Annotated in this window: 24 protein-coding genes; 11 read left to right on the top strand and 13 right to left on the bottom strand. The window is 52.1% G+C overall.

Annotated elements, in window-relative coordinates; all coding sequences use genetic code 11:
- The first annotated feature begins 70 nt into the window (after window positions 1-70).
- The 5 genes from yebS to OGV85_RS16555 all read left to right on the top strand — a co-directional run bounded on the left by yebS (window position 71) and on the right by OGV85_RS16555 (window position 6,088).
- Window positions 71-1,354, top strand: a complete 1,284-nt coding sequence (yebS, locus tag OGV85_RS16575; RefSeq protein ID WP_003841983.1) for a membrane integrity lipid transport subunit YebS — start codon at window positions 71-73, stop codon at window positions 1,352-1,354.
- Entirely contained in the window at window positions 1,323-3,956 is a 2,634-nt protein-coding gene (locus OGV85_RS16570) for a PqiB family protein (protein WP_003034947.1), read from the top strand. Before yebS ends, OGV85_RS16570 begins: the two co-directional genes overlap by 32 nt.
- A gap of 79 nt (window positions 3,957-4,035) precedes the next feature.
- A complete protein-coding gene (rsmF, locus tag OGV85_RS16565) occupies window positions 4,036-5,457 on the top strand; it encodes a 16S rRNA (cytosine(1407)-C(5))-methyltransferase RsmF (RefSeq protein ID WP_072291341.1) in 1,422 nt (473 codons plus the stop codon).
- A 100-nt stretch (window positions 5,458-5,557) separates the two neighbouring features.
- Entirely contained in the window at window positions 5,558-5,794 is a 237-nt protein-coding gene (locus OGV85_RS16560) for a YebV family protein (protein WP_029139506.1), read from the top strand.
- Window positions 5,795-5,896: 102 nt separating this feature from the next.
- The gene (locus tag OGV85_RS16555; protein WP_003034941.1) at window positions 5,897-6,088 is read left to right on the top strand and encodes a YdfD/YebW family protein; all 192 of its coding nucleotides are present in this window, start codon (window positions 5,897-5,899) and stop codon (window positions 6,086-6,088) included.
- On the opposite strand, the gene pphA is transcribed toward OGV85_RS16555, so the two are convergent.
- The 4 genes from pphA to yobA form a co-directional block, all read right to left on the bottom strand.
- The gene (gene pphA, locus OGV85_RS16550) at window positions 6,089-6,730 is read right to left on the bottom strand and encodes a protein-serine/threonine phosphatase (RefSeq protein ID WP_016150398.1); all 642 of its coding nucleotides are present in this window, start codon (window positions 6,728-6,730) and stop codon (window positions 6,089-6,091) included. It lies immediately after the preceding gene.
- A 412-nt stretch (window positions 6,731-7,142) separates the two neighbouring features.
- On the bottom strand, window positions 7,143-7,481 hold the full coding sequence (locus OGV85_RS16545) for a YebY family protein (RefSeq protein WP_061548576.1): 339 nt from the start codon (window positions 7,479-7,481) through the stop codon (window positions 7,143-7,145).
- A 20-nt stretch (window positions 7,482-7,501) separates the two neighbouring features.
- The gene (copD, locus tag OGV85_RS16540; RefSeq protein ID WP_061548577.1) at window positions 7,502-8,374 is read right to left on the bottom strand and encodes a copper homeostasis membrane protein CopD; all 873 of its coding nucleotides are present in this window, start codon (window positions 8,372-8,374) and stop codon (window positions 7,502-7,504) included.
- Window positions 8,375-8,377: 3 nt separating this feature from the next.
- On the bottom strand, window positions 8,378-8,752 hold the full coding sequence (gene yobA, locus OGV85_RS16535; RefSeq protein WP_003034928.1) for a CopC domain-containing protein YobA: 375 nt from the start codon (window positions 8,750-8,752) through the stop codon (window positions 8,378-8,380).
- Between the two features lie 143 nt (window positions 8,753-8,895).
- On the opposite strand from yobA, the gene OGV85_RS16530 reads away from it, so the two are divergent.
- The 3 genes from OGV85_RS16530 (at window position 8,896) to exoX (ending at window position 10,575) form a co-directional block, all read left to right on the top strand.
- Window positions 8,896-9,126 (top strand): DNA polymerase III subunit theta, encoded by a 231-nt coding sequence (locus OGV85_RS16530; protein WP_003034925.1) that lies wholly within the window; start codon window positions 8,896-8,898, stop codon window positions 9,124-9,126.
- A gap of 106 nt (window positions 9,127-9,232) precedes the next feature.
- The gene (locus tag OGV85_RS16525) at window positions 9,233-9,889 is read left to right on the top strand and encodes a carbon-nitrogen hydrolase family protein (RefSeq protein ID WP_003034921.1); all 657 of its coding nucleotides are present in this window, start codon (window positions 9,233-9,235) and stop codon (window positions 9,887-9,889) included.
- Between the two features lie 23 nt (window positions 9,890-9,912).
- Window positions 9,913-10,575 carry an exodeoxyribonuclease X gene (gene exoX, locus OGV85_RS16520; RefSeq protein ID WP_048217917.1) on the top strand — a complete coding sequence of 221 codons (663 nt, stop codon included), beginning with the start codon at window positions 9,913-9,915 and terminating at the stop codon, window positions 10,573-10,575.
- On the opposite strand, the gene ptrB is transcribed toward exoX, so the two are convergent.
- The 4 genes from ptrB to yebG all read right to left on the bottom strand — a co-directional run bounded on the left by ptrB (window position 10,566) and on the right by yebG (window position 14,226).
- On the bottom strand, window positions 10,566-12,620 hold the full coding sequence (gene ptrB / locus OGV85_RS16515; RefSeq protein WP_003034916.1) for an oligopeptidase B: 2,055 nt from the start codon (window positions 12,618-12,620) through the stop codon (window positions 10,566-10,568). The two genes, exoX and ptrB, sit on opposite strands and share 10 nt — an antisense overlap.
- 86 nt (window positions 12,621-12,706) lie before the next feature.
- Window positions 12,707-13,366 carry a tellurite resistance TerB family protein gene (locus OGV85_RS16510; RefSeq protein ID WP_061548578.1) on the bottom strand — a complete coding sequence of 220 codons (660 nt, stop codon included), beginning with the start codon at window positions 13,364-13,366 and terminating at the stop codon, window positions 12,707-12,709.
- A 94-nt stretch (window positions 13,367-13,460) separates the two neighbouring features.
- Window positions 13,461-13,814, bottom strand: a complete 354-nt coding sequence (yebF, locus tag OGV85_RS16505; protein ID WP_003034909.1) for a protein YebF — start codon at window positions 13,812-13,814, stop codon at window positions 13,461-13,463.
- A gap of 121 nt (window positions 13,815-13,935) precedes the next feature.
- Window positions 13,936-14,226 carry a DNA damage-inducible protein YebG gene (gene yebG, locus OGV85_RS16500; RefSeq protein ID WP_003034906.1) on the bottom strand — a complete coding sequence of 97 codons (291 nt, stop codon included), beginning with the start codon at window positions 14,224-14,226 and terminating at the stop codon, window positions 13,936-13,938.
- A 131-nt stretch (window positions 14,227-14,357) separates the two neighbouring features.
- Here yebG and purT point away from each other — a divergent pair, with 131 nt between their 5' ends.
- Complete coding sequence (purT, locus tag OGV85_RS16495; protein ID WP_003034904.1) at window positions 14,358-15,536, top strand: formate-dependent phosphoribosylglycinamide formyltransferase; 1,179 nt, start codon at window positions 14,358-14,360, stop codon at window positions 15,534-15,536.
- 67 nt (window positions 15,537-15,603) lie between these two features.
- On the opposite strand, the gene kdgA is transcribed toward purT, so the two are convergent.
- From kdgA to zwf, 3 genes are all read right to left on the bottom strand, one after another.
- Complete coding sequence (gene kdgA / locus OGV85_RS16490) at window positions 15,604-16,245, bottom strand: bifunctional 4-hydroxy-2-oxoglutarate aldolase/2-dehydro-3-deoxy-phosphogluconate aldolase (RefSeq protein ID WP_003034901.1); 642 nt, start codon at window positions 16,243-16,245, stop codon at window positions 15,604-15,606.
- Window positions 16,246-16,279: 34 nt separating this feature from the next.
- Window positions 16,280-18,091 (bottom strand): phosphogluconate dehydratase, encoded by a 1,812-nt coding sequence (edd, locus tag OGV85_RS16485; RefSeq protein WP_057064580.1) that lies wholly within the window; start codon window positions 18,089-18,091, stop codon window positions 16,280-16,282.
- 233 nt (window positions 18,092-18,324) lie between these two features.
- Window positions 18,325-19,800, bottom strand: a complete 1,476-nt coding sequence (zwf, locus tag OGV85_RS16480) for a glucose-6-phosphate dehydrogenase (protein ID WP_003034896.1) — start codon at window positions 19,798-19,800, stop codon at window positions 18,325-18,327.
- 367 nt (window positions 19,801-20,167) lie between these two features.
- Between zwf and OGV85_RS16475 the strand changes: the two genes are divergently transcribed.
- Together OGV85_RS16475 and pyk are read left to right on the top strand one after the other, a co-directional pair.
- Window positions 20,168-21,037, top strand: a complete 870-nt coding sequence (locus tag OGV85_RS16475) for a MurR/RpiR family transcriptional regulator (protein WP_003034893.1) — start codon at window positions 20,168-20,170, stop codon at window positions 21,035-21,037.
- A 118-nt stretch (window positions 21,038-21,155) separates the two neighbouring features.
- Window positions 21,156-22,598, top strand: a complete 1,443-nt coding sequence (gene pyk, locus OGV85_RS16470; RefSeq protein ID WP_003034890.1) for a pyruvate kinase — start codon at window positions 21,156-21,158, stop codon at window positions 22,596-22,598.
- A gap of 43 nt (window positions 22,599-22,641) precedes the next feature.
- On the opposite strand, the gene lpxM is transcribed toward pyk, so the two are convergent.
- Together lpxM and mepM are read right to left on the bottom strand one after the other, a co-directional pair.
- Complete coding sequence (lpxM, locus tag OGV85_RS16465; protein ID WP_003034887.1) at window positions 22,642-23,613, bottom strand: lauroyl-Kdo(2)-lipid IV(A) myristoyltransferase; 972 nt, start codon at window positions 23,611-23,613, stop codon at window positions 22,642-22,644.
- Window positions 23,614-23,732: 119 nt separating this feature from the next.
- Window positions 23,733-25,052: a murein DD-endopeptidase MepM gene (gene mepM, locus OGV85_RS16460; protein ID WP_003034883.1), complete on the bottom strand. Its 1,320-nt coding sequence runs from the start codon at window positions 25,050-25,052 to the stop codon at window positions 23,733-23,735.
- Between the last annotated feature and the right edge of the window lie 4 nt (window positions 25,053-25,056).

Raw genomic sequence — 25,056 nt, 5'->3', positions numbered from 1 at the left:
GCGTTAATGCTCAAGATCATTCCCGTCATGAGTTAAGATAACATTACTTCAACAATTTGATTCGCGATACATGGCCTTAACGACACCACGCATCACGCCAACTAAAAAAATAGCCATCAGGTCCATCGGTGAGGCACTACCTCGTGCACATTATCATCGCTGCCCTGAATGTGACCTGATATTTAGCTTGCCTAAAATGCGTTCGCACCAAAGTGCCTTTTGCCCACGCTGCCAGGCAAAAATTCGTGACGGACGCGACTGGTCATTAACGCGACTTGCGGCAATGGCTTTCACCATGTTGCTGCTGATGCCCTTTGCCTGGGGAGAGCCACTCCTGCACATCTATTTATTAGGCGTGCGCATTGATGCCAATGTTATGCAAGGCATCTGGCAAATGACCCGACAAGGTGATCCCCTCACTGCTTCTTTCGTGCTTTTTTGCGTCGCTGGCGCGCCGCTAATTCTCGTGACCTCAATTGCTTATCTGTGGTTTGGCAATATTCTTGGGATGAACCTGCGCCCGGTGCTGCTGATGCTGGAAAGGCTCAAAGAGTGGGTGATGCTCGATATCTATCTTGTGGGCATTGGCGTCGCGTCGATCAAAGTTCAGGACTATGCTTTTTTGCAACCCGGTGTGGGGCTGTTTGCTTTTATTGCGCTGGTGATCCTCAGTATTTTGACGCTGTCGCACCTCAACGTAGAGCAGCTTTGGGACCGATTTTACCCGCAAAGACCAGCCCGTCGCCCTGATGAAAAGCTCCGCGTCTGCCTCGGTTGTCACTTTACAGGTTATCCGGACGCTCGGGGTCGCTGCCCTCGTTGCCATATCCCGCTGCGCTGGCGCAGGAATCAAAGTATCCAAAAGTGTTGGGCGGCGCTACTGGCCTCGATTGTCCTGCTTTTGCCTGCTAATCTGCTGCCCATCTCGGTAATTTATGTCAACGGTGGTAGGCAGGAAGACACTATCCTGTCAGGCATAATGTCTTTGGCAAACAGCAACGTCGGCGTGGCGGCGATCGTTTTTATCGCCAGTATTCTGGTGCCATTCACCAAAGTAATTGTGATGTTTACGTTGCTCATCAGCATCCATTTTAACTGCGAGCAAGGATTGCGTACCCGCATAAAACTGCTGCGTATGGTGACCTGGATTGGCCGCTGGTCGATGCTGGATCTCTTTGTTATCGCTTTAACCATGTCGCTGATTAATCGCGATCAGATACTTGCTTTTACTATGGGACCGGCTGCGTTTTATTTCGGCGCGGCGGTAATATTGACTATTCTTGCTGTGGAATGGCTGGACAGCCGCTTACTTTGGGATGCACATGAGTCAGGAAACGCCCGCTTCGCAGACTGAAGCGCAGATTAAAACAAAACGCCGTATCTCTCCATTCTGGCTGCTGCCGTTCATTGCGCTGATGATCGCAGGATGGCTTATCTGGGGAAGCTATGAAGATCGCGGCAATACCGTAACCATTGACTTCATGTCCGCGGACGGCATTGTACCAGGACGCACGCCCGTTCGTTATCAGGGCGTTGAAGTGGGCACGGTGCAGGATATCAACCTCAGCAAAGATCTGCGTAAAATTGAAGTCCGCGTCAGCATCAAATCGAGCATGAAAGATGCACTGCGCAAAGATACCCAGTTCTGGCTGGTCACGCCGAAAGCGTCGCTGGCCGGAGTTTCGGGTCTGGATGCGTTGGTTGGTGGTAACTATATCGGCATGATGCCCGGCACCGGCGAGGAAGAAGATCATTTTGTTGCCCTCGACACGCAGCCCAAATACCGTCTGGATAATGGCGATTTGATGCTGCATCTGCGGGCGCCTGACCTCGGTTCGCTCAATAGCGGTTCGCTGGTTTATTTCCGTAAGATTCCGGTGGGCCGGGTGTATGACTACACTATCAACCCCAACAATCAAGGCGTAACTATCGACGTGCTGATTGAACGTCGGTTTACCAATCTGGTGAAAAAGGGCAGCCGCTTCTGGAACGTCTCCGGTGTGAATGCGGATGTCAGCCTCAGCGGCGCGAAGATCAAACTGGAGAGTCTGGCCGCGCTGGTCAATGGCGCCATTGCTTTTGATTCGCCTGAAGACTCAAAACCCGCCGCAGCCGACGACACGTTTGGTTTATATCAGGATCTCGCGCACAGCCAGCGCGGGGTGATCGTCAAGCTTGACTTACCCAGCGGGGACGGACTCAAAGCGGGCTCAACATCGCTGATGTATCAAGGATTACAAGTCGGCCAACTCACCAAACTGGATTTAAATCCAGGCGGTAAAGTGACTGGAGAAATGACTGTCGACCCCAGCGTCGTAACGCTGCTGCGCGACAACACGCGGATTGAATTACACAGCCCTAAATTATCGTTAAACGATGCCAATCTCAGCTCACTGCTGACGGGTAAAACGTTTGAACTGGTCCCCGGCGAAGGCGAGCCGCGTAGCCAGTTTGTGGTTATCCCCGCAGAGAAGTCGTTGTTACACGATCCAGGGGTCATGACATTTACGCTCACCGCACCGGAAAGTTACGGTATTGATGCTGGCCAGCCGCTGATTCTCCACGGCGTACAGGTCGGTCAGGTGATTGAGCGCACGCTTTCCAGCAAAGGCGTTTCATTTACCGTTGCCATCGAACCGCAGCATCGTGACCTGGTGCAAGGTGACAGTAAGTTCGTGGTCAACAGTCGCGTGGACGTTAAAGTCGGACTTGATGGCGTGGAGTTCCTTGGCGCCAGCGCCAGCGAGTGGCTCAGCGGCGGCATTCGTATTTTGCCCGGTACGAAGGGGGAAATGAAAAAAAGCTACCCGCTGTATGCCAACCTGGAAAAAGCGATTGAAAACAGCCTGAGCGATCTGCCAACCACCACGGTCAGCCTGAGCGCCGAAACGCTGCCTGATGTGCAGGCCGGCTCGGTGGTTCTATACCGCAAATTCGAGGTCGGTGAAGTGATCAGCGTTCGTCCTCGCGCCGATGCGTTTGATATCGATCTGCATATTAAACCGGAATATCGCAACCTGTTGACCAGCAACAGCGTGTTCTGGGCCGAAGGCGGAGCAAAAGTTCAGCTTAACGGCAGCGGATTAACCGTACAGGCATCTCCCCTTTCACGCGCGCTCAAAGGGGCAATTAGCTTCGATAATTTAAGCGGTGCCAGCGCCAGCCAACGCAAAGGCGACAAGCGTATTCTATATGCTTCGGAAACCGCCGCGCGTGCGGTAGGCGGCCAGATAACGCTGCATGCGTTCGATGCCGGTAAACTCGCTGCTGGCATGCCGATTCGCTACCTGGGAATCGATATCGGCCAGATTCAGACGCTTGAGCTGATCACCGCCCGTAACGAAGTGCAGGCAAAAGCGGTTCTGTACCCGGAATACGTGCAGACCTTCGCGCGAAGCGGTACCCGTTTCTCCGTGATCACCCCGCAAATTTCGGCAGCTGGCGTGGAGCATCTGGATACAATCCTGCAGCCGTACATCAACGTTGAACCCGGACGCGGTAATCCGCGCCGTGATTTTGAGCTGCAGGAAGCCACCATTACCGACTCTCGTTACCTCGATGGTCTGAGTATTGTGGTGGAAGCACCGGAAGCAGGTTCACTGAATATCGGAACCCCAGTTTTGTTCAGAGGTATTGAAGTGGGGACCGTCACCGGGCTGACGCTGGGCTCGCTTTCCGATCGTGTGATGGTTGCCATGCGCATTAGCCAGCGCTATCAGCATCTGGTGCGCAACAACTCCGTGTTCTGGCTGGCATCCGGCTACAATCTTGACTTCGGCCTGACCGGCGGTGTCGTGAAGACCGGTACCTTCAATCAGTTCATCCGCGGCGGCATCGCCTTCGCGACTCCACCAGGTACACCGCTGGCTCCTAAAGCGCAGGCAGGTAAACACTTCCTGTTGCTCGAAAGCGAACCGAAAGAGTGGCGTGAATGGGGAACAGCCCTGCCACGATAATCTCTCCACTTGCTCCGGCGTACTCGCGCCGGAGCACTTATGCTACACTGCGCACCTGTTTTTTTGCCGGTGGTACCAAGTGGCTTATTTTCCCGACGCCTTTCTGACTAAAATGCGTGAAGCAATGCCTTCCACGCTCTCATTTGATGATTTTCTCGCTGCCTGTCAGCGCCCGTTGCGCCGCAGCATTCGCGTCAATACGCTGAAAATCTCCGTTGCCGATTTCCTCACACTGACAGCACCTTACAACTGGTCTCTCACTCCGGTTCCCTGGTGTGCTGAAGGTTTCTGGATCGAACGCGATGAAGATGAGTTAGTGCCGCTCGGTAGCACAGCAGAACATTTAAGCGGCCTGTTTTATATTCAGGAAGCCAGCTCAATGCTGCCAGTCGCTGCGCTGTTTGCCGAAGGCAATACCCCGGAACGCGTAATGGATGTCGCGGCAGCCCCTGGCTCCAAAACCACGCAAATTGCCGCAAAAATGAATAATCGAGGCGCCATTCTGGCGAATGAATTTTCTGCCAGTCGCGTCAAAGTCCTGCATGCCAATATCAGCCGTTGCGGGATAGCCAACGTCGCCCTGACCCATTTTGACGGACGAGTATTTGGCGCTGCGTTGCCGGAATCATTTGATGCCATATTGCTGGACGCCCCGTGTTCCGGGGAAGGCGTAGTGCGTAAAGACCCCGATGCGCTAAAAAACTGGTCGCCAGAAAGTAATCTGGAAATTGCCGCAACTCAGCGCGAACTGCTCGACAGCGCCTTTCACGCTCTGCGCCCCGGCGGCACGTTGGTTTACTCGACCTGTACGCTTAATCGTGACGAAAATGAAAATATCATGCGGTGGTTGATTGAAACCTACCCGGACGCCGTCGAGTTTTTACCACTCGGCGATTTATTTCCACAGGCCGAACGCGCCCTGACGCCGGAAGGATTCCTGCATGTGTTTCCGCAAATTTACGATTGCGAAGGTTTCTTCGTTGCGCGTTTGCGCAAAACAGCCGCCATCCCTCCACTACCTGCGCCGACATATAAAGTCGGTAACTTCCCGTTTAGCCCGCTGAAAGGACGCGAGTCCGCGCTTATCGCGCAAGCCGCGAGCGCTTGTGGACTGCAGTGGGAAGATAATTTACGCCTGTGGCAGCGCGATAAAGAGATTTGGCTGTTCCCAACAGAAATTGAGTCACTGATCGGCAAAGTCCGCTTTTCCCGACTCGGCGTCAAATTAGCCGAAACGCACAATAAAGGCTACCGCTGGCAGCATGAAGCCGTCATCGCGCTCGCCAACCCAAATCACAGCCATGCGTTTGAACTGACGCTTGCCGAAGCTGAAGAGTGGTACCGCGGCCGGGATGTCTACCCACAAGCCACACCGACGAGTGACGACGTACTGGTTACATTCCAGCATCAGCCTATCGGTCTGGCAAAACGTATTGGATCGCGACTGAAGAATAGCTACCCACGCGATCTTGTCCGGGATGGCAAACTCTTTACGGGATAACGCACGTTTTTACTGGCGCTTTTGCTAACGTTGACTACGCTGAAAAATGGACGACCTAACTGGTCGTACCACAATTAGCAAATTAACGGAGAGCACGATGATGAAAACCAGTGTGCGCATTGGCGCTTTTGAAATCGACGACGCCGAGTTACATGGCGAATCGCCGGGGGACCGAACGTTAACCATTCCGTGTAAATCCGACCCGGATTTATGTATGCAACTGGATGCCTGGGATGCCGATACCAGTGTCCCGGCCCTGTTGAACGGAGAACATTCAGTACTATTTCGCGAACACTACGATCGTAAGTCAGATGCCTGGATCATGCGCCTTGCCTGATTCAAAAAGAACCCGTCGCCAGACGGGTTATTTCTTGGTCAATTTCCCTCATCTATCAACATCTTCTACACTACAGCTATGGCTTTACCATTTGAGGATGGAATGTTCACGCTGGTTCTTTTTGTGTGCTACCTGGATGGCGGTTGTGAAGATATCGTGGTTGATGTCTACAAAACTGAGCAGCAGTGCCTGATATCGATGGACGATCAACGTATTCGTAACGGAGGGTGTTTACCCGCGGATGACTACATCGATAGTTTCTGGCACCCGGCCCAGGAATACAGCGATTTTTGATTATTGCAGTTGTACCAGCGTTAACTCGCCGCCAAATACAGCACCGGTATCAATATAATGCAGATTCTCGCGATCCAGCCGATGGCGCAACGGCGTGTGGCCAAACCAGAAGTGATCCGCACCGCGAATCCCACAACCGTTGTTCATTAATCTCGAACGATCCCACAGCACACGCTGTAAATCGATCTTTTTTAGCCACTGATAATCATCATCCGGGTAATCGGCATGAGCAATAACGTGTATGCCGTTTTGACAGTGCAGCTCCAGAATCCAGGGTAATTGCCAACACTCTTCAAGAGCGAATTTCGCTGCCGGTTGCTCCGCCTGCGCAAACCACGAACCACCATTCATTAACCACATGAATTGATCCCCCGTCGCCAGCGCGTCCAGCGCCATCTGTTCATGATTCCCCCTGACCGCGACAATCCAGCGTTTACGCAATAATTTCAGACAACGCAAACTGTCTGGTCCGCGGTCGATAACATCCCCCACTGAAACCAGCAGATCCTGCCAGGGATCAAAACGGTACTGGCGCAGTTTAGCCATCAGCATCGAGAAGCAGCCGTGGATATCCCCAACCACCCAGACGTGACGCCACTGTGTACCGTCGATTCGTTGATAGATATTGTCAGGTCGTCCCATGTCGCCTCCAGAGTACAAGGGTACCTGGTTATAATTTTAGCAATGATGGTAAAAAAGCCTGGACGATCGAGGGCAGGAGTATGGTATGGTTTATGGAGAATGCAGCATGCGATAAGACGTGTTTTGCCCTGGATGGCATCGCATTCGCCAAATAAAAAGAGACCGAATACGATTCCTGTATTCGGTCCAGGGAAATGGCTCTTGGGAGAGAGCCGTGCGCTAAAAGTTGGCATTAATGCAGGCTAAGTTACCCTGCCATTTAAGAATAGATGACAGCGCCAGGTTTTCCAGTCCGCGACTAAAGTGGCCGGAAAAAAAGGACGTTTGTTACGCATCCAAACGCAAAAACCGCAAGTTCTCGTGTGAGATCCTTGCGGTTTTTTATTGGAAATCAGAGCACTACATCTGACAATTAGCAGAGCTTTTCTGCACGCTCCACAAACGGTGCCAGGCTCATTTTTTTGCCCGGTTTCGCCGGATCATCAATCTGGATAATCTCGATCGGCTTTGCCGTGGTTTTTCCGCTCTCCATCTGCTGTCTGGCAACATCATTCAACGGGTATTGCACCAGCGTACTGGGATTGATGACATACAGCGCGTTACCCGGGCGGCAGGTCAGCATCACCTCTTCCCGATTAAACGCCCACTTATCTTTGCCAACCTCAAAACGGCTGACGGTAATGACCTGCGGCGCAGCCAGCGCGGCTCCGGAGCTTGCCAGGAGTAATAAAGAGATAATGATTTTTTTCATGCGTTTCGCCAGTCCATCAATCAGAAAGGTTCAAGGGTTGCGAACAGGCTGACAATTGCCAGCACAACGGCTCCTATACCCCATTCCAGCTTGGTCATCCAAATAAAATAGAGAGTCATGCCGCGGTTATCCTGCTGCATGCGTGGTACCAGAACATACCGATTCACCAGCGCAATCGCCACCATTAGCATGACCAGGGCACCTTTTAACAAAAGCAGCCGCCCGTAAGCCATGTGCCAGGGAACAAAAAAACCGACAATAAACAGCGCATTCATAATACCGGTAAGTAAAACACCGATAACAAAAAGATGCCCGTAGCGGGAGAAACGCATCATGGTGCTGATGGCCTGTTCTCGCCAGCGGCCATGCGCCATTCGCATACAGTAAAGTACGGGTAGCAGGCCACCGAACCAGGCGGCGGCGCATATCAGATGCAAGGCATGGTTAACCTGCTGGATTGCCCCAGTAATACCACTATGCAGCGTCGCATGCCCTACGCCAGCCAGCAAAATAAACTGCGCAATCGTCAGCATTAACAGCCGTCGCGGCATGCTACGCGGTACGATAATAACCACCACCAGAGTGACCAGCGCGAGGATAATCTGCCATAACCAGACGCCGCCAAACTGCGTTTGCAACACCGCGCCCCATACATCTGTAGAGATAACATCCCGCCAGCCTGAGCCCATTAACCCACCCTGGATCGCCAGCATCAGCGTCGCGCTGATAAAGCTCCACGTTGCGGCATGCCGTTGCAGACGCAAAAAACGACGCATCATTAAACGACGAACCGAAACGGGAGCCAGCCATGCGCCGTAAAGCGCACAACCAAACACCAGCATCAAAGTGGTAAAATGGATAAACCGTAATGCAACCCAGGTAAATGCCAGCATCAGTTATTTCACGCTAAAGGTATATTGCCCCTTCGTCTTGTGACCATCCACGGAAACAACGTGCCAGTCGACCGTATATTTTCCTGCTTCAAGTGTTTGATCAAGCGGAACAATCAGCTGCGTTTTGTCCTGCTCACTGCGTGACGCCTTGCCCGTTTTGATCTGTTCTTTGTTTGGACCTGTCAGCTTTGCGCCGCTGAATCCCGGCTCTACGCCTTCAGAAAAATTCAGCGTCAACGCCTGAGGAGATGCCGCAACCTCGGCATTAGCAGCCGGGCTTTGTTTTGTGAGGTGGGCATGCGCCAGGGCGGCGGGCGTTGCCAGCACGCTGGCGAGTACGATGAGAGCGCTGCGAAGCATAGATGCAGATGAAGCCATTTCAACTATTCCTTTTTGTTATGTCTAATCTATAGAGAATAACCTTCTACAATGATCGAGTCGAGAATCATCATTTCGGTCTTGCCATTAATGCACACTCTTAGTAACTTTGCGCGCCGAAAGACAGAGAAAAGGAGAAGCCCATGAACATCAATCTGGCCAAACTTGAGCAAGCGGAAATGGATAAGGTCAATGTCGATCTGGCTGCCGCGGGAGTGGCATTCAAGGAGCGATACAACATGCCGGTTGTTGCCGAAGTTGTTGAACGCGAACAGCCCGAACATTTACGCGACTGGTTTCGCGAAAGACTCATCGCGCACCGACTGGCATCCGTTTCCCTTTCACGTTTACCTTACGAGCCTAAAGTTAAATAAAACTTATACTACGTTACGATTCCTTACATGATGGCTGCTACAGTATAAGTATATTCTTAATCTATACTTTCAGGATGATTGTAGACACTATGAAAAGGAAATCATTATGTCACACTGGAAAATCGCAGCAGCGCAGTACGAACCTCTTCACACCTCAGTTACCGAGCATGTCGCACATCACCTGCAATTCATTCAGGCAGCCGCCCAATGCCAATGTGAATTGCTGGTTTTTCCTTCCCTCTCCTTGTTAGGTTGTGTTGATGAACATGACGCGCTTCCTGCCCCACCCGATGAAGCGCTGTTAGAACCTCTCGCCCATGCCGCCGCGATTTATCGTATGACAATCATTGCGGGACTACCGGTGGAACATAACAACCGGTTCGTAAAAGGCATCGCGCTCTTTTCTCCCTGGATGACCTCGCCCTTAACGTTTCATCAAAGTCACGGAGCCTGTATTGCCAGACAGCAAAATGCCATTAGCGTAGTGGATAGCCAGCCGGAAGGTATCGATATCGACCCGGCTTACTCCCTGTTTACCAGTAGTCAGTCCATTAGCGAACCCGAATTGCTCTCCTCCACATCTCGTCTACAGAGTTTCTCGCATAAGTTTGCCATAGCTGTATTAATGGCCAATGCGCGTGGCAGCAGCGCGTTATGGGATGAGCGAGGCCGATTGATTGTTCGCGCAGACAGCGGTTCTTTGCTGTTAACCGGTCAACGCACGCCACGGGGTTGGCAAGGTGATATCATTCCATTACGCTAGTCGTTTTGGGTCAGGAGCATGGCATGTTGCGCATAATAGATACAGAAACCTGTGGTCTACAGGGAGGCATTGTTGAAATTGCTTCTGTCGATGTGGTTGACGGAAAAATAGTCAACCCAATGAGCCACCTGGTACGCCCTGACCGCCCCATCAGCCCACAGGCGATGGCTATCCATCGCATTACTGAAGCAATGGTGGCCGATAAGCCGTGGATTGAAGACGTCATCCCGAAGTATTACGGCAGCGAGTGGTACGTGGCGCACAATGCCAGCTTTGACCGCCGCGTATTACCCGATATGCCCGGGGAGTGGATTTGCACCATGAAGCTCTCCCGCCGTTTGTGGCCGGGGATCAAATACAGCAACATGGCGCTGTATAAATCGCGCAAGCTGAGTGTCCAGACGCCAGCGGGTCTCCACCATCACCGCGCCCTGTACGACTGCTATATCACTGCGGCACTCCTGATCGACATCATGCAGACGTCAGGCTGGACAGCCGATCAAATGGTCGATATCACCGGCCGTCCCGCGTTACTCACTACTTTCACTTTTGGTAAGTACCGCGGAAAACCGGTATCAGAAGTGGCTGAACGCGATCCGGGCTATCTGCGCTGGTTATTTAATAACCTTGATAATATGAGCCCGGAACTGCGATTAACGCTAAAACACTATTTGGATCACGCCTGAGCAGGCAGTGTTCCCTGCGCCAGTCCAATCAAAAAAGCGTACTCAAGAGCCACACCTTCGTAAGATTTAAAACGCCCGGATTTACCGCCGTGTCCGGAATCCATATCCGTGCAAAGTAGCAGCAAACGATCGTCCGTTTTCAGCTCACGCAGTTTTGCCACCCATTTTGCTGGTTCCCAGTATTGCACCTGGGAATCGTGTAATCCCGTCGTGACCAGCAGATGCGGATACGCCTGCGCGGTTACATTGTCATACGGGCTGTAGCTTTTCATATAGGTGTAATACTCTTCGTCCTGCGGATTACCCCACTCTTCAAACTCACCGGTCGTCAGGGGAATTGATTCATCGAGCATTGTGGTTACCACATCGACAAACGGCACCTGAGCAATAACACCATGGAAGCGTTCCGGGCGCTCATTAATGGCGACGCCCATTAACATTCCCCCGGCGCTTCCTCCCATTCCATAACATAACTCAGGCGCGCCGTAGCCCATTTTTAGCAGCGCATCACAGACGTCGAGGTAATCATTAAAAGTATTTTTCTTGCGCAGAAACTTACCGTCCTCGTACCACTGTTGTCCTAATTCACCACCGCCACGCACATGGGCAATGGCGTAAACAAAGCCGCGATCCAGTAAGCTTAAACGGCTGCTGCTGAAATCGGCATCCATGCTGGCGCCATATGAGCCATAGCCATAAACCAGTAACGGATTTTTTCCTTTCAGGAAATACTTTTGATGATAAACCAGCGAAACCGGAACCTCGGTGCCATCACGTGCCGTTATCCATACGTGTTCGCTACGGTAATTCGCCGCATCAAATCCGGGGACCTCCGTCTGCTTAAGCACACGACGTTCCCCGGTGTCCATATCCAGTTCAAACAATGTGTCCGGGGTAGTCATGGAGGAATAGCCATAGCGCAGGCGCGATGTCTCCGGCTCTGGATTATAGGCAAGCCAGGTCACATATGCCGGATCGTCAAAGGCGATCCCGACCACTTCGCGCGTTTTACGATTAATCTGCCGCAGGCTGGTTAAGCCCCGCTTCCGCTCTTCTACCACCAGCCAGTCGGTGAATAACGTAAAGCCCTCCAGCATCACGTTGTCACGCGGTGGGATCAGCGTCTCCCAGGCTTGCTCATCACGAACACGGGTACGGTACAGGCCGAAATTTTTCCCCTGACGGTTGGAGCGCAGATAAAAATTGTGCTGATAGTGATCGAGACTGTATTCGTGGTCTTTGCGTCGCGCTAAAAAGACCAACGGTTCGGCATCTGCCAGTTCTGCATCAAGCAACAAAACTTCACTGGTGGTCGCACTGGCAATGTGGATAATCACATAATGCAATGATGTGGTTTTATGCAGACTGACATAAAACATGTCATCGGCTTCTTCATACACCAGCTCATCCAGTGACGATGGCGAGCCGACTGTATGTCGCCAGACCTGATACGGCAATAACGTCGTTTCGTGCTTGCGCACGTAATAGAAAGTCTGAGAATCATTCGCCCATACCAAATCCGCTTCGACGTTTTCCAGCACTTCCGGATACCAGTTGCCGCTTTGCAGGTTGCGAAAACGCACGCCATATTGCCGGCGAGAGAGATAATCTTCGGCCAGTGCCATGATGGTGTTATCCGGTGATATCGCCAGCCCTCCCAGCGTATAAAACTCGCTGTGTGCCGCGCGCTGGTTCCCATCCAACAAAGTGTCCCAATCATCCCACTCTTCACTGAAGGCAGACTGACGCTGATAAATGGCATATTCGCACCCCGGTTCATAAATATGCCGGTAGCGATAACCATTCTTCACATAGGGGGCAGAAGCATCCTGAGGCGGGATACGGTCGATAATCTCTTTCAGGACGCGATCCTGCAAAGCCTGCTGCGAGGCCATAACCTGACGGCCATACGCATTTTCTTGTTGCAGATAATCCAGCACTTCTGGCTGCGAGCGAGTGTCATCTCGCAACCAGTAATAATTATCAACACGAGTATCGCCATGCTGCGTCATGGCGTGGGGAATACGAGAAGCTTTTGGTAGCATGTCATTGTTCTTTTGCTTAAACATCCTATAAGGGTGGCAAAAGACAGCAATGATGCAAGCGAAACATGCGCCTTAGCGGTAAGTAATTAACCCGGTAACGCCTGTTTTTGTTCCTTGAGATCCTGTTCAATGCCTTCACGAACATCCTGCGGGATCTTCAACGCATCGCCCAGCGCATTGAGATAACTACGTTCCATAAAGTGGTCGATATCAATCGCCGCACAACTGAGGAAGTAAATTTCTAGCGCTTCTTCTTCGTTACGGATCCCATGCGCCAGTCGTTGAGGGTCTAACGGTTGTTCGATGGCGCGTTCAATCAGAATGCGGCCCTGCTCTTCCACGCCCGCTTCACGGAGCTGCTGCTCAATGGCGCTACGTTCTTTGGCATCAATATGGCCATCGCTTTTCGCCGCAAAAACCAGCGCCAGAATCAGACGTTCGGTTCGCTCATCCAGCGGTGAGCTTTGTGCGCCAAACTGCGGCTCATCCTGATGCGCTGCGCGAACTTTATCCTTGTACTTGTTCCATAACACAGTCCCGGCAACCGCGCCGCCGCCCACCAGAAGCGCGCTGGTGCCGTATTTACTCAGTAATTTACGAGAAGATTTGTTGGCAACCAGTAATCCTGCCAGACCGCCTAACGCGCCTGGAACCAGAAGTTTACTCAGCCCTTGCTCGCCAGAAGATGACGCGGAGGAAGCTTTTTGCCCAAGAAGAGATTGTAGTTGATTTAGCCAGTTAGCCATTTTGCCCCTCAAGTACAGACGAATAATCATCAAAGCGTACCCGAGGGGATGTCAGGAAGTGTTCAGGTCATCAAAAGATGTGCAAATACCTCCGTTACTGCGGCTGATACTCCGCTGTTCCGGCTTTGCAGTCGACTTTTACCTGATAGTGAATATCCGCACTTTTACCGCGAACAGTCAGGGGAACTGACCATTTCCCGTCTTTGCCCGTAATATCGGGCGTGTTTACCCAGGCGACAGGATCGGCTTGCCCGACGCGCTTTTGATCGTCAGCCCAGCGCGCGATGCGATTTTGTTGATAATCACGTTTCACGCTCGCCGCAATACCGTTAGCGTCCAGTCCCTCACACTTGGGGAACTGGACGTTTTTGCTTTCCATATTTGCCGCAAATACAGATACGCTGGCAGACAGCAGCAGCAGGCTCAATAACGTTCTTTTTTTATACATTCTTTTCTCCTTAATCTCCCCTTCGTCATTCAGATTGCCTGTAGCAACGTGAAATAACGTCAGGGATTGCACAATGATTCAGGGAAAAGCATGGTACAAAACGTCAGGAGCGCAAGTCGTTTCAGGCAGCCTGAGTATCATCCCCAGCGTGCGCATCGTTTTCGACAGCCTGCGGCGAAGGCAGCTTGCCATTTTTCAGAATGGCGCTCAGCACATCTTTTTGCTCAGCCAGCCACAGGGAAAGCGCTTCGCGCTGCTCGTCTTCAAGCGCTACCGGCGATTGCTCCAGCCATGTGTCGAGCAGATCTGCTGTATCCAGCATTTTGTCATACGCATCGGCTTCCTTTTTGCTGGTAAACGACATTTTTTCCTCACCTTCCCGAATGACTACGTATTTAACTTCAACCGCCATTTTGCAGCCTCTTAAATTACCTGTATTTATGTACAGTATATTCTTTTTAAGCCCTGAAATCAACCTGGTAATAAAGACAGACGCAAACGTTTTCGTATATACTGCGCCCAGATAAAACAGGGGATTAATTTATGACGTTATTAGGCACAGCGCTGCGTCCAGCAGCAACGCGAGTGATGTTATTAGGTTCGGGAGAACTGGGTAAAGAAGTAGCAATTGAATGTCAACGCCTGGGTGTGGAAGTCATTGCCGTGGATCGTTACCCCGACGCGCCAGCCATGCACGTTGCCCATCGCTCATACGTTATCAACATGCTGGATGGCGAAGCATTACGCCAGCTCGTCGAGCGTGAAAAACCACATTATATCGTGCCGGAAATTGAGGCGATCGCCACGGATATGCTGGTAAAACTGGAGCAGGAAGGCCAGCGTGTTGTGCCATGTGCAAGAGCAACGCAACTGACCATGAACCGGGAAGGAATCCGTCGCCTCGCCGCCGAAGAATTGTCTCTACCGACCTCTTCTTACCGCTTTGCTGACAGTGAAGTCCGCTTTCGCGAAGCCGTCGCTGAAATCGGCTACCCTTGCATCGTGAAACCGGTAATGAGTTCATCCGGTAAAGGACAAAGCTTTATCCGTTCAGCCGATCAGCTCGCTGCAGCCTGGGACTATGCTCAACAGGGCGGTCGGGCTGGTGCCGGACGCGTTATCGTCGAAGGCGTAGTGAATTTTGATTTTGAAATCACCCTGCTAACCGTTAGCGCCGTTGATGGCGTGCATTTCTGCGCGCCGGTTGGACATCGACAGGAAGATGGCGATTATCGCGAGTCCTGGCAGCCGCAACAGATGAGTGAACTGGCGCTGGCGCGCGCGCAGGAGATTGCCCGCAAGGTGGTTCTGGCGCTGGGTGGTCACGGACTGTTTGGTGTGGAGCTGTTTGTCTGCGGTGATGAGGTGATTTTCAGCGAAGTCTCCCCTCGCCCTCACGACACGGGTATGGTGACCTTAATTTCGCAGGATCTGTCTGAGTTTGCCCTGCACGTACGTGCATTTCTCGGTCTGCCCGTTGGCGAAATCCGCCAGTATGGGCCTTCTGCTTCCGCTGTTATTCTGCCGCAACTTACCAGTCAGAATATCACGTTTGATAACGTGCAGGCCGCTGTAGGTGCGGGTATGCAAGTTAGGTTCTTTGGCAAACCGGAAATCGACGGGAGCCGTCGTCTGGGCGTTGTGCTGGCCACAGCACAGAGCATTGAAGATGCGGTGATACGCGCGAAAGACGCGGCCGCACAGGTGAAAGTTACTGGATAAAAAAACGGGCCGAATGGCCCGTTACAGATTCGCAGGCCCGGTAGTGATTACCGGGCATTTTGCTCAATTATTGCTTCGCGCCTTCAACAGCCTCACGAGCCAGTTTGGTAATGCGATCGTAATCACCTGCTTCCAGCGCATCTGCCGGAACCAGCCAGGAACCGCCGATGCACAGCACGCTTTTCAGTGCCAGGTAGTCGCGGTAATTCGCTGGAGAGATACCACCGGTTGGGCAGAAACGGACCTGTGAGAACGGACCCGCAATCGCCTGCAGCGCTTTAGTACCGCCATTTGCTTCAGCAGGGAAGAATTTGAACTCTTTCAAACCGTAGTCCATACCCAGCATCAGTTCAGATACGGTGCTGATACCAGGGATCAGCGGAATAGTGCCTTCCGTTGCGGCTTTCAGCAACGGCTCGGTCAGACCCGGACTGATAGCAAACTGTGCACCGGCTTCGGTAACTTCAGCCAGCTGTTGTGGATTCAGTACAGTACCTGCACCAACGATAGCGTCCGGAACTTCTTTTGCGATCGCGCGAATGGCATCCATCGCACATGCGGTACGTAGGGTCACTTCCAGAACGCGCACGCCGCCTGCAACCAGCGCTTTTGCCATCGGCACTGCGTGTTCCAGTTTATTAACCACGATAACCGGTACAACCGGGCCAGTGGTCAGGATTGCTTCTGCACTTGTCTTCCAGTTTTTCATCAGAGTTTTCTCTCGCCTGATTACAAAATAAGTCTTAAAAAGTGATACAGGTTGCGCCCTGTTCCGCACCGGACAGCTTTTCACGCAACGCGCTGAACATTTCACGGCCTGTGCCCACGCGCGATGCGCTGAGGTCAGGAATATGAGGCTGACGAGAAGCAAGTTCCTCTTCATCAACCAGCAGCGTCAATTCACCTGTCTGTCCATTCACACGAATGATGTCGCCATCGCGTACTTTTGCCAGCAGCCCGCCATCATAGGCTTCTGGAGTTACATGGATTGCTGAAGGCACTTTACCTGAAGCACCTGAAAGTCGTCCATCGGTAACTAACGCAATTTTGAAACAACGGTCCAATAATACACCAAGTGGCGGCATGAGTTTATGTAATTCTGGCATTCCGTTTGCTTTTGGTCCCTGATGGCGCACAACCACTACGCAATCACGGTCGAGCAGTCCCGCATCGAAGGCAGGTAATACATCATGCTGACTTTCGAAAACAACCGCGGGCGCTTCAATCACCTGATTTTCTACCGGTACCGCCGACGTTTTCATCACTGCGCGGCCGAGGTTTCCACTCAGCACTTTGGTGCCACCGTGGTGGGAGAAAGGCTGGTCAAAGGTGGCTATCACGTTGTTGTCCAGCGACTTCGCCGCACCTTCACGCCAGTCCAGCTCACCCTCGTTGAGCCAGGGTTCCATGGTGTAGCGCGATAAACCAAACCCGGCAACGGTGTTCACATCTTCATGCAGCAGACCCGCGTTAAGCAGTTCACGCATTAACACCGGCACGCCACCCGCCGCCTGGAAGTGGTTAATGTCTGCCGGACCATTCGGGTACAGACGCGCCATCAGCGGCACGATATCGGACAGATCGGAGAAGTCGTCCCAGTTAATCAGAATACCGGCCGCGCGCGCCATTGCGACCAGGTGCATTGTATGGTTAGTGGAGCCCCCGGTCGCCAGCAGCGCGACAATACCGTTGACCACTACTTTTTCATCGATCATTTTACCGATCGGCATCCATTCATTGCCGTTGCCGGTCAGACGCGTTACCTGACGAGCCGCAGCGGCGGTCAACGCTTCGCGCAGCGGCGCATCCGGGTGCACGAATGAGGATCCAGGCAGTTGCATCCCCATAAACTCCACTACCATCTGGTTGGTGTTTGCCGTGCCATAGAACGTACAGGTACCCGGTGCGTGATAAGACGCAGCTTCGGATTCAAGCAGCGCCATACGATCGACTTTACCTTCAGCATACAGCTGACGGATACGCACTTTTTCTTTGTTCGCCAGACCACTAGCCATCGGGCCGGAGGGAATAAAGATCGAAGGCAGATGACCAAATGACAGTGCCGCCATCACCAGACCCGGGACAATTTTGTCGCACACGCCAAGGAATAACGCGCCGTCGAACATATTGTGTGAGAGTCCCACAGCAGCCGACATAGCAATCACTTCGCGACTCAACAGCGAAAGCTCCATCCCATCCTGTCCCTGGGTCACACCGTCGCACATCGCAGGAACACCGCCAGCGACCTGGCCTACCGCATTGGCTTCATGCAGCGCTTTACGAATGATGTCCGGGTAATGTTCGTACGGCTGATGCGCGGAAAGCATGTCGTTATAGGAGGTAATGATCGCGATATTGTTACGCAGCATGCTTTTCAGCGAAGCCTTGTCATCCGGCTGGCAGGCAGCAAAACCATGCGCCAGATTACCGCACGCCAGTTGTGAACGATGAACGGTAGTCGATTTCGCTTGTTCAATACGGGCAAGGTAGGCGGAACGTGTGTCGCGAGAACGTTCGACGATACGCTGTGTTACGCGTAACAAATTCGGATTCATAGAGGCTCCTAAAATTTATCTGTCAGAGCGTTGGAAAAACAATGTGTTTCAGTTGGGTTAAAAACAGCTGAATCGCTTGTTATCCGTAGCTCAGGGGCAAAATCGTTTCAGGCAGTGTAATAAAAAAAGCCCCGCGGGTGAATCCACGCGAGGCTTAAAAGTGCAAAAATTATTCTACAATCTGTGTTAGATCATGTTACCGGTAAAATAACACCTATGGGCTAGATGATATTTTACTCGAATTCGTTCCAGGAACGACCATCACGGGTAATCATGGCCACAGAGGCAACCGGTCCCCAGGTCCCGGCCTGATAAGGCTTCGGTGCGTCGTTGTCCATTGCCCAGGCTTCGGTAATAGAGTCGACCCACTTCCATGCTTCTTCAACTTCATCTCGACGCACAAACAGCGCCTGAATGCCGCGCATCGTTTCAAGCAGCAGACGCTCATAAGCGTCGGCCAGATGTGTTTGATTGAAGGTTTCGGAGTAGCTCAGATCAAGTTTGGTAATTTGCAGGTTATGCTTGTGATCCAGGCCCGGCACTTTATTCAGGACCTGGATATCGACACCCTCATCAGGCTGCAAACGGATGGTCAGCTTGTTCTGTGGCAGGTCCTGCCAGGATTCTCTGAACAGGTTCAGCTCAGGCGTTTTGAAGTAAACCACGACTTCAGAGCACTTGGTCGGTAAACGTTTACCGGTACGCAGGTAGAATGGAACACCCGCCCAGCGCCAGTTATCGATATCCACACGGATTGCCACAAACGTTTCCGTATTGCTGCTCTTGTTCGCACCTTCTTCTTCCAGGTATCCCGGAACTTTTTTGCCCTGGGCAAAACCGGCGGTGTACTGACCGCGAACCGTTTTTTCTCGCACGTTCGAACGATCGATGCGACGCAGTGATTTCAGTACCTTCACTTTTTCATCACGGATGCTGTCAGCGCTCAGATCGGACGGTGGAGACATCGCGATCATGCATAGGATTTGCAGCAGGTGGTTCTGGATCATGTCGCGCATCTGACCGGCCTGGTCAAAGTAGCCCCAGCGCCCTTCAATGCCCACTTCTTCCGCCACGGTAATTTCTACGTGATCGATAGTGCGGTTATCCCAGTTGTTCACAAACAGGGAGTTGGCAAAACGCAGTGCCAACAGGTTCAGTACCGTCTCTTTGCCGAGATAGTGGTCGATGCGGTAAACCTGGCACTCTTCGAAATACTCGCCGACCTGATCGTTGATTTCGCGCGATGTTGCCAGTGACGTTCCTAACGGTTTTTCCATCACCACGCGGGCAGGCTTAGCATTCAGCTTTGCTTCACCCAAACCTTTGCAGATTGCGCCAAAAGTGCTTGGCGGCATCGCGAAATAGTTAATAGTGGTACGTGATTTCTGATCCAGCATTTCACCCAGACGGCTAAATGCGGCGGTATCATTGACGTCCAGATTACAAAACTCCAGACGACCGCTGAGGGTCTCCCATAAACCTTCATCGATTTTTTCTTTCATGAAGGTTTCGAGCGCTTCGCGCACAACCTTGGTATAAGCTGCTTTGTCCCAGTCGGCACGCCCAACCCCAATGATACGGGTTTCCGGGTTAATCTGGCCGGCCTTTTCCAGTTGATACAGGGAAGGCAGCAATTTCCGTCGCGCCAGGTCGCCCTTCGCACCGAAAATGACCAGGTCACATGCCTGGGCTGTTTGCGTTACCGCCATGTCATTCTCCTCAATTAAGTGCCTGGTGCTTTTGCCAGACACTGGTTGTAATTTTATTACAGTGCACTGTACTGCTTTTACGTGAATCCGGAAACCGTAAACGCTTATCCAGCCGTGCTGTTACCGCGAACAGCCGCTTTATTGGCGTATAACCCATCAAAATGGATAAAAAAGTCGTATTTTTCGTACCCATGACGAAGTATGAAAATCCGACTCCGATCATGTAATGAAAAAAAACAACAACTATTCTGTCCATTTTGCCCCGTTGCTGCATTAGCAGGGGTAATATCTATACACTAAATTGTGTATCGGTTTCCCCGTATCGCTGAAATCGTTTTTGCCCATGACCCATGAGTCTACCTACATCATGAATATGCTGGAAAAAATCCAGTTAAAACTGGAACATTTGAGCAAGTCAGAGCGTAAAGTCGCCGACATTATTCTTGCCTCTCCCGAGCGGGCAATCCATTCAAGCATCGCCGCACTTGCTGTAGAAGCGAATGTCAGCGAGCCAACGGTGAACCGTTTCTGTCGCAGCATGGACACCCGCGGCTTTCCTGATTTTAAACTGCATCTGGCGCAAAGTCTGGCAAATGGCACCCCTTATGTTAATCGCAATGTGGATGAGGATGACAGCGTAGAATCTTACACGGGGAAAATCTTCGAGTCAGCGATGGCAAGCCTCGACCACGTTCGCCAGTCGCTGGATAACGCGGCGGTAAACCGGGCGGTAGATTTATTAACCCAGGCGAAGAAAATTGCCTTCTTTGGTTTAGGTTCTTCCGCCGCGGTAGCGCATGACGCGATGAATAAATTTTTCCGCTTTAACGTGCCGGTAATTTATTCCGACGATATTGTTCTGCAACGCATGAGTTGTATGAATTGTAGCGACGACGACGTCATTGTGCTTATTTCTCATACCGGAAGAACCAAAAGTCTGGTTGAACTGGCGCAGTTAGCGCGGGAAAACGATGCCATGGTTATCGCCCTCACCTCTCCCGGTACACCACTGGCGCGGGAAGCCACGCTGGCAATTACCCTCGATGTACCGGAAGATACTGACATTTATATGCCCATGGTCTCTCGACTTGCTCAACTGACCGTGATAGATGTGCTGGCTACAGGATTTACTTTGCGCCGAGGGGCAAAATTTAGAGATAACTTGAAGCGTGTCAAGGAAGCGCTCAAGGAATCGCGTTTTGATAAAGAATTACTCATCAAGAGTGATGACCGCTAAAAGCAATAACAATGTTCTACCCTTTTATCATCCGGGTTGTTCATTTACCGTTAATGTTTGAGAACGGCCGGATCAATGTTCACGCAACACCAAGTTGTTTCAGTCAACGGAGTATTACATGTCCAGAAGGCTTCGCAGAACCAAAATCGTTACCACGTTAGGCCCGGCAACTGACCGCGATAACAACCTTGAGAAGATTATCGCCGCGGGTGCGAACGTCGTACGTATGAACTTTTCCCACGGCTCTCCAGAAGATCACAAACTGCGGGCAGATAAAGTCCGTGAAATTGCCGCAAAACTGGGACGTCATGTAGCTATTTTGGGTGACCTGCAGGGACCTAAAATCCGCGTATCCACCTTTAAAGAAGGTAAAGTATTTCTTAACGTTGGCGACAAGTTCCTGTTAGACGCCAACCTCGGCAAAGGCGAAGGCGACAAAGAAAAAGTCGGTATTGATTATAAAGGGCTGCCTGCTGACGTCGTGCCTGGCGATATCCTGCTGCTCGACGACGGTCGCGTACAGCTTAAGGTGCTGGAAGTTCAGGGCATGAAAGTCTTCACCGAAGTCACCGTCGGTGGCCCGCTATCCAATAACAAGGGCATCAACAAACTGGGCGGCGGTCTCTCTGCTGAAGCCCTGACCGAAAAAGACAAAGCCGACATCATTACCGCAGCGCAAATCAGCGTTGACTATCTGGCTGTCTCCTTCCCGCGCTGCGGCGAAGATCTGAATTATGCCCGCCGTCTGGCGCGTGATGCCGGTTGCGATGCGAAAATTGTCGCCAAAGTAGAACGTGCAGAAGCCGTCTGCGACCAGAATGCGATGGATGACATCATCCTGGCTTCTGACGTAGTGATGGTAGCCCGTGGCGACCTGGGTGTTGAAATCGGTGACCCTGAGCTGGTAGGTATTCAGAAAGCGTTGATTCGTCGCGCGCGCCAGCTGAACCGTGCGGTCATCACCGCTACGCAGATGATGGAGTCGATGATTACCAACCCAATGCCGACTCGTGCGGAAGTGATGGATGTGGCTAACGCCGTCCTCGACGGCACCGATGCCGTGATGCTCTCTGCAGAAACAGCAGCAGGTCAGTACCCGGCGGAAACCGTCGCGGCAATGGCGCGCGTCTGTCTCGGCGCTGAAAAGATCCCGAGCATCAACGTCTCTAAACACCGCCTTGACGTGCAGTTTGATAACGTTGAAGAAGCGATTGCGATGTCAGCGATGTACGCTGCTAACCACCTGAAAGGGGTCACCGCTATCATCGCAATGACGGAGTCCGGTCGCACTGCGCTGATGACTTCTCGTATCAGTTCCGGTCTGCCGATTTTCGCGATGTCCCGTCATGAGCGTACGCTGAATCTGACCTCCCTGTACCGCGGTGTCACCCCGGTTCACTTCGACAGCGAAACTGACGGCGTCGTTGCCGCCAATGAAGCGGTGAACCTGCTGCGCGATAAAGGCTACCTGGTTTCTGGTGACCTGGTGATCGTGACCCAGGGCGATGTGATGAGCACCATTGGCTCAACCAATACCACGCGTATCCTGACCGTAGAATAAGTCGCTTAAATGTAAAAAAGCCTCTCGTTTGAGAGGCTTTTTTTTATTTCTTCGGATAGAGATCTTTGCGCTTATAGGGCTCAATCTCGCCGGGTTTACGTGTCTTAAGCAGTTTCAGAATCCAGGTGTATTGTTCGACATGAGGCGTGACAAAAATCTCCACCTCTTCGTTCATCCGTCTGGCAATGGTGTGGTCATCCGCCGTCAGGATGTCATCCATCGGTGGACGAACATGGATCGTCAGGCGGTGCGTTCTCCCATCGTATACGGGGAACAGCGGTACCACGCGCGCGTGGCAGACTTTCATCAGACGTCCAATCGCCGGTAACGTTGCTTTATAGGTAGCAAAAAAATCGACAAACTCGCTGTGTTCAGGCCCATGGTCCTGATCCGGCAGGTAGTATCCCCAATATCCCTGACGGACAGACTGAATAAACGGTTTGATGCCATCATTACGCGCATGCAAACGACCACCAAAGCGACGGCGTACCGTGTTCCAGACGTAATCGAATACCGGGTTCCCCTGATTGTGGAACATCGCCGCCATTTTCTGTCCCTGGGACGCCATCAGCATCGCCGGGATATCTACACCCCAGCCATGTGGAACGAGAAAAATAACTTTTTCATCGTTGCGCCGCATCTCTTCGATGATTTCCAGGCCTTGCCAGTCAACACGGTTTTGAATCTTCTCCGGGCCACGTATTGCTAATTCAGCCATCATGACCATCGCCTGAGGCGCAGTTGCATACATATCATCAACAATGGCTTCACGCTCAGCTTCGCTACGTTCAGGAAAGCAGAGGGATAAATTGATCAATGCTCTGCGACGGGAGCTTTTTCCCAGTCTTCCGGCGAGCCGTCCGAGTTTTGCCAGAATAGGATCACGAAATGACGCAGGTGTTAACGCAATCCCAGCTATCGCCGCCACCCCCAGCCAGGCGCCCCAGTAGCGCGGATGGCGAAATGATTTGTGAAACTCAGGGATATACTCAATATTCTTTTTTTTCGTTTCCATGCTCTTCCAGTGTCTGGTGCCGCGAAAAGTAAATCTGCTGATAGTGTAGCGGCGCACCGTGCGCCGTACAAAATAAAAAAGCCGGCACGCATAGCGTACCGGCTTTGTCAGTGTGCTAATTAATCAAAACGTAGCTGAGGCATAACCTCTTTCACCTGCGCCAGGTAATCGGTGCGATCCGAGCCGGTCAGACCCTCTGTACGCGGCAGTTTCGCCGTCAAAGGGTTCACGGCCTGCTGGTTAACCCATACTTCATAGTGCAGATGCGGCCCCGTTGAACGTCCGGTGTTACCTGACAGCGCGATACGATCGCCACGTTTCACTTTTTGACCTGGTTTCACCAACAGCTTACGCAGGTGCATATAACGCGTGGTGTAGGTGCGACCATGACGAACCGCAACATAGTATCCGGCAGCGCCGCTACGCTTCGCTACAACCACTTCACCATCGCCCACCGACAGTACCGGCGTCCCCTGTGGCATCGCAAAGTCGACACCTTTGTGCGGCGCTACGCGTCCAGTCACCGGATTCAGGCGACGCGGGTTAAAGTTCGAGGAAATACGGAACTGTTTCGCCGTCGGGAAACGCATGAAGCCTTTCGCCAGCCCGGTACCGTTACGGTCATAGAACTTACCGTCTGCAGCACGGATGGCATAATAGTCTTTGCCTTCAGAACGTAAACGCACGCCCAGCAGTTGGCTTTGCTCGCGCTTGCCGTCCAGCATTTCGCGAGACATCAGCACCGAGAACTCATCGCCTTTTTTCAGTTTGCGGAAATCCATCTGCCACTGCATGGCCTTAATCACTGCGCTGATTTCAGAGCTGGTCAGCCCGGCATCTTTGGCGCTGGCGACGAAGCTTCCGCCCACCGTGCCTTTGATACGACTGTTAACCCAATCGCCCTGCTGCATTTCGCTGCTCATTTTGAAACCCGTCGCAGTGCGATCGTAAGTACGGGTTTCACGGCGGGATACTTCCCAGGTCAGACGCTGCAGGTCACCTTCCGCGCTTAAGGTCCATGAAAGCTGCTGACCAATTTTCAGATTACGCAGCTCTTTATCGGAAGCAGCGAGTTGACTGATATCGCCCATATCGATGCCGTACTGATTCAGAATACTGCTCAGCGTATCGCCTGTGGAGACGACATACTCATGCACACCGGCTTCACCAGACGTTTTGTCATCCAGTTCATCCTGTGGAATGGCTTCGTCTTCTTGTGCAGCCTGATCAATAGGTTCGCTTGCCTCAGGCAACAGTGAACGAATCTCGCTTTTTTCCAGCTCGATAGTTTTAACGATGGGTGCAGAATCGGGATGGTAAACATAAGGCCGCCAGACGGCGACGGCCAATGTCAGTACGGTAAGCGACCCCAGCATAACACGATGGGGTCGCGGCAGATTATTAAATGCCAGAGCGACAGAGCGGGCTATCTGTTGCACGTAT

Origin of the sequence: Citrobacter sp. Cf132 (assembly GCF_030333885.1) — a bacterium.
Classification (GTDB): domain Bacteria; phylum Pseudomonadota; class Gammaproteobacteria; order Enterobacterales; family Enterobacteriaceae; genus Citrobacter; species Citrobacter freundii.
Note: the sequence above shows the minus strand (reverse complement) of the source record. Positions and strands in the feature narration are given on the sequence as shown.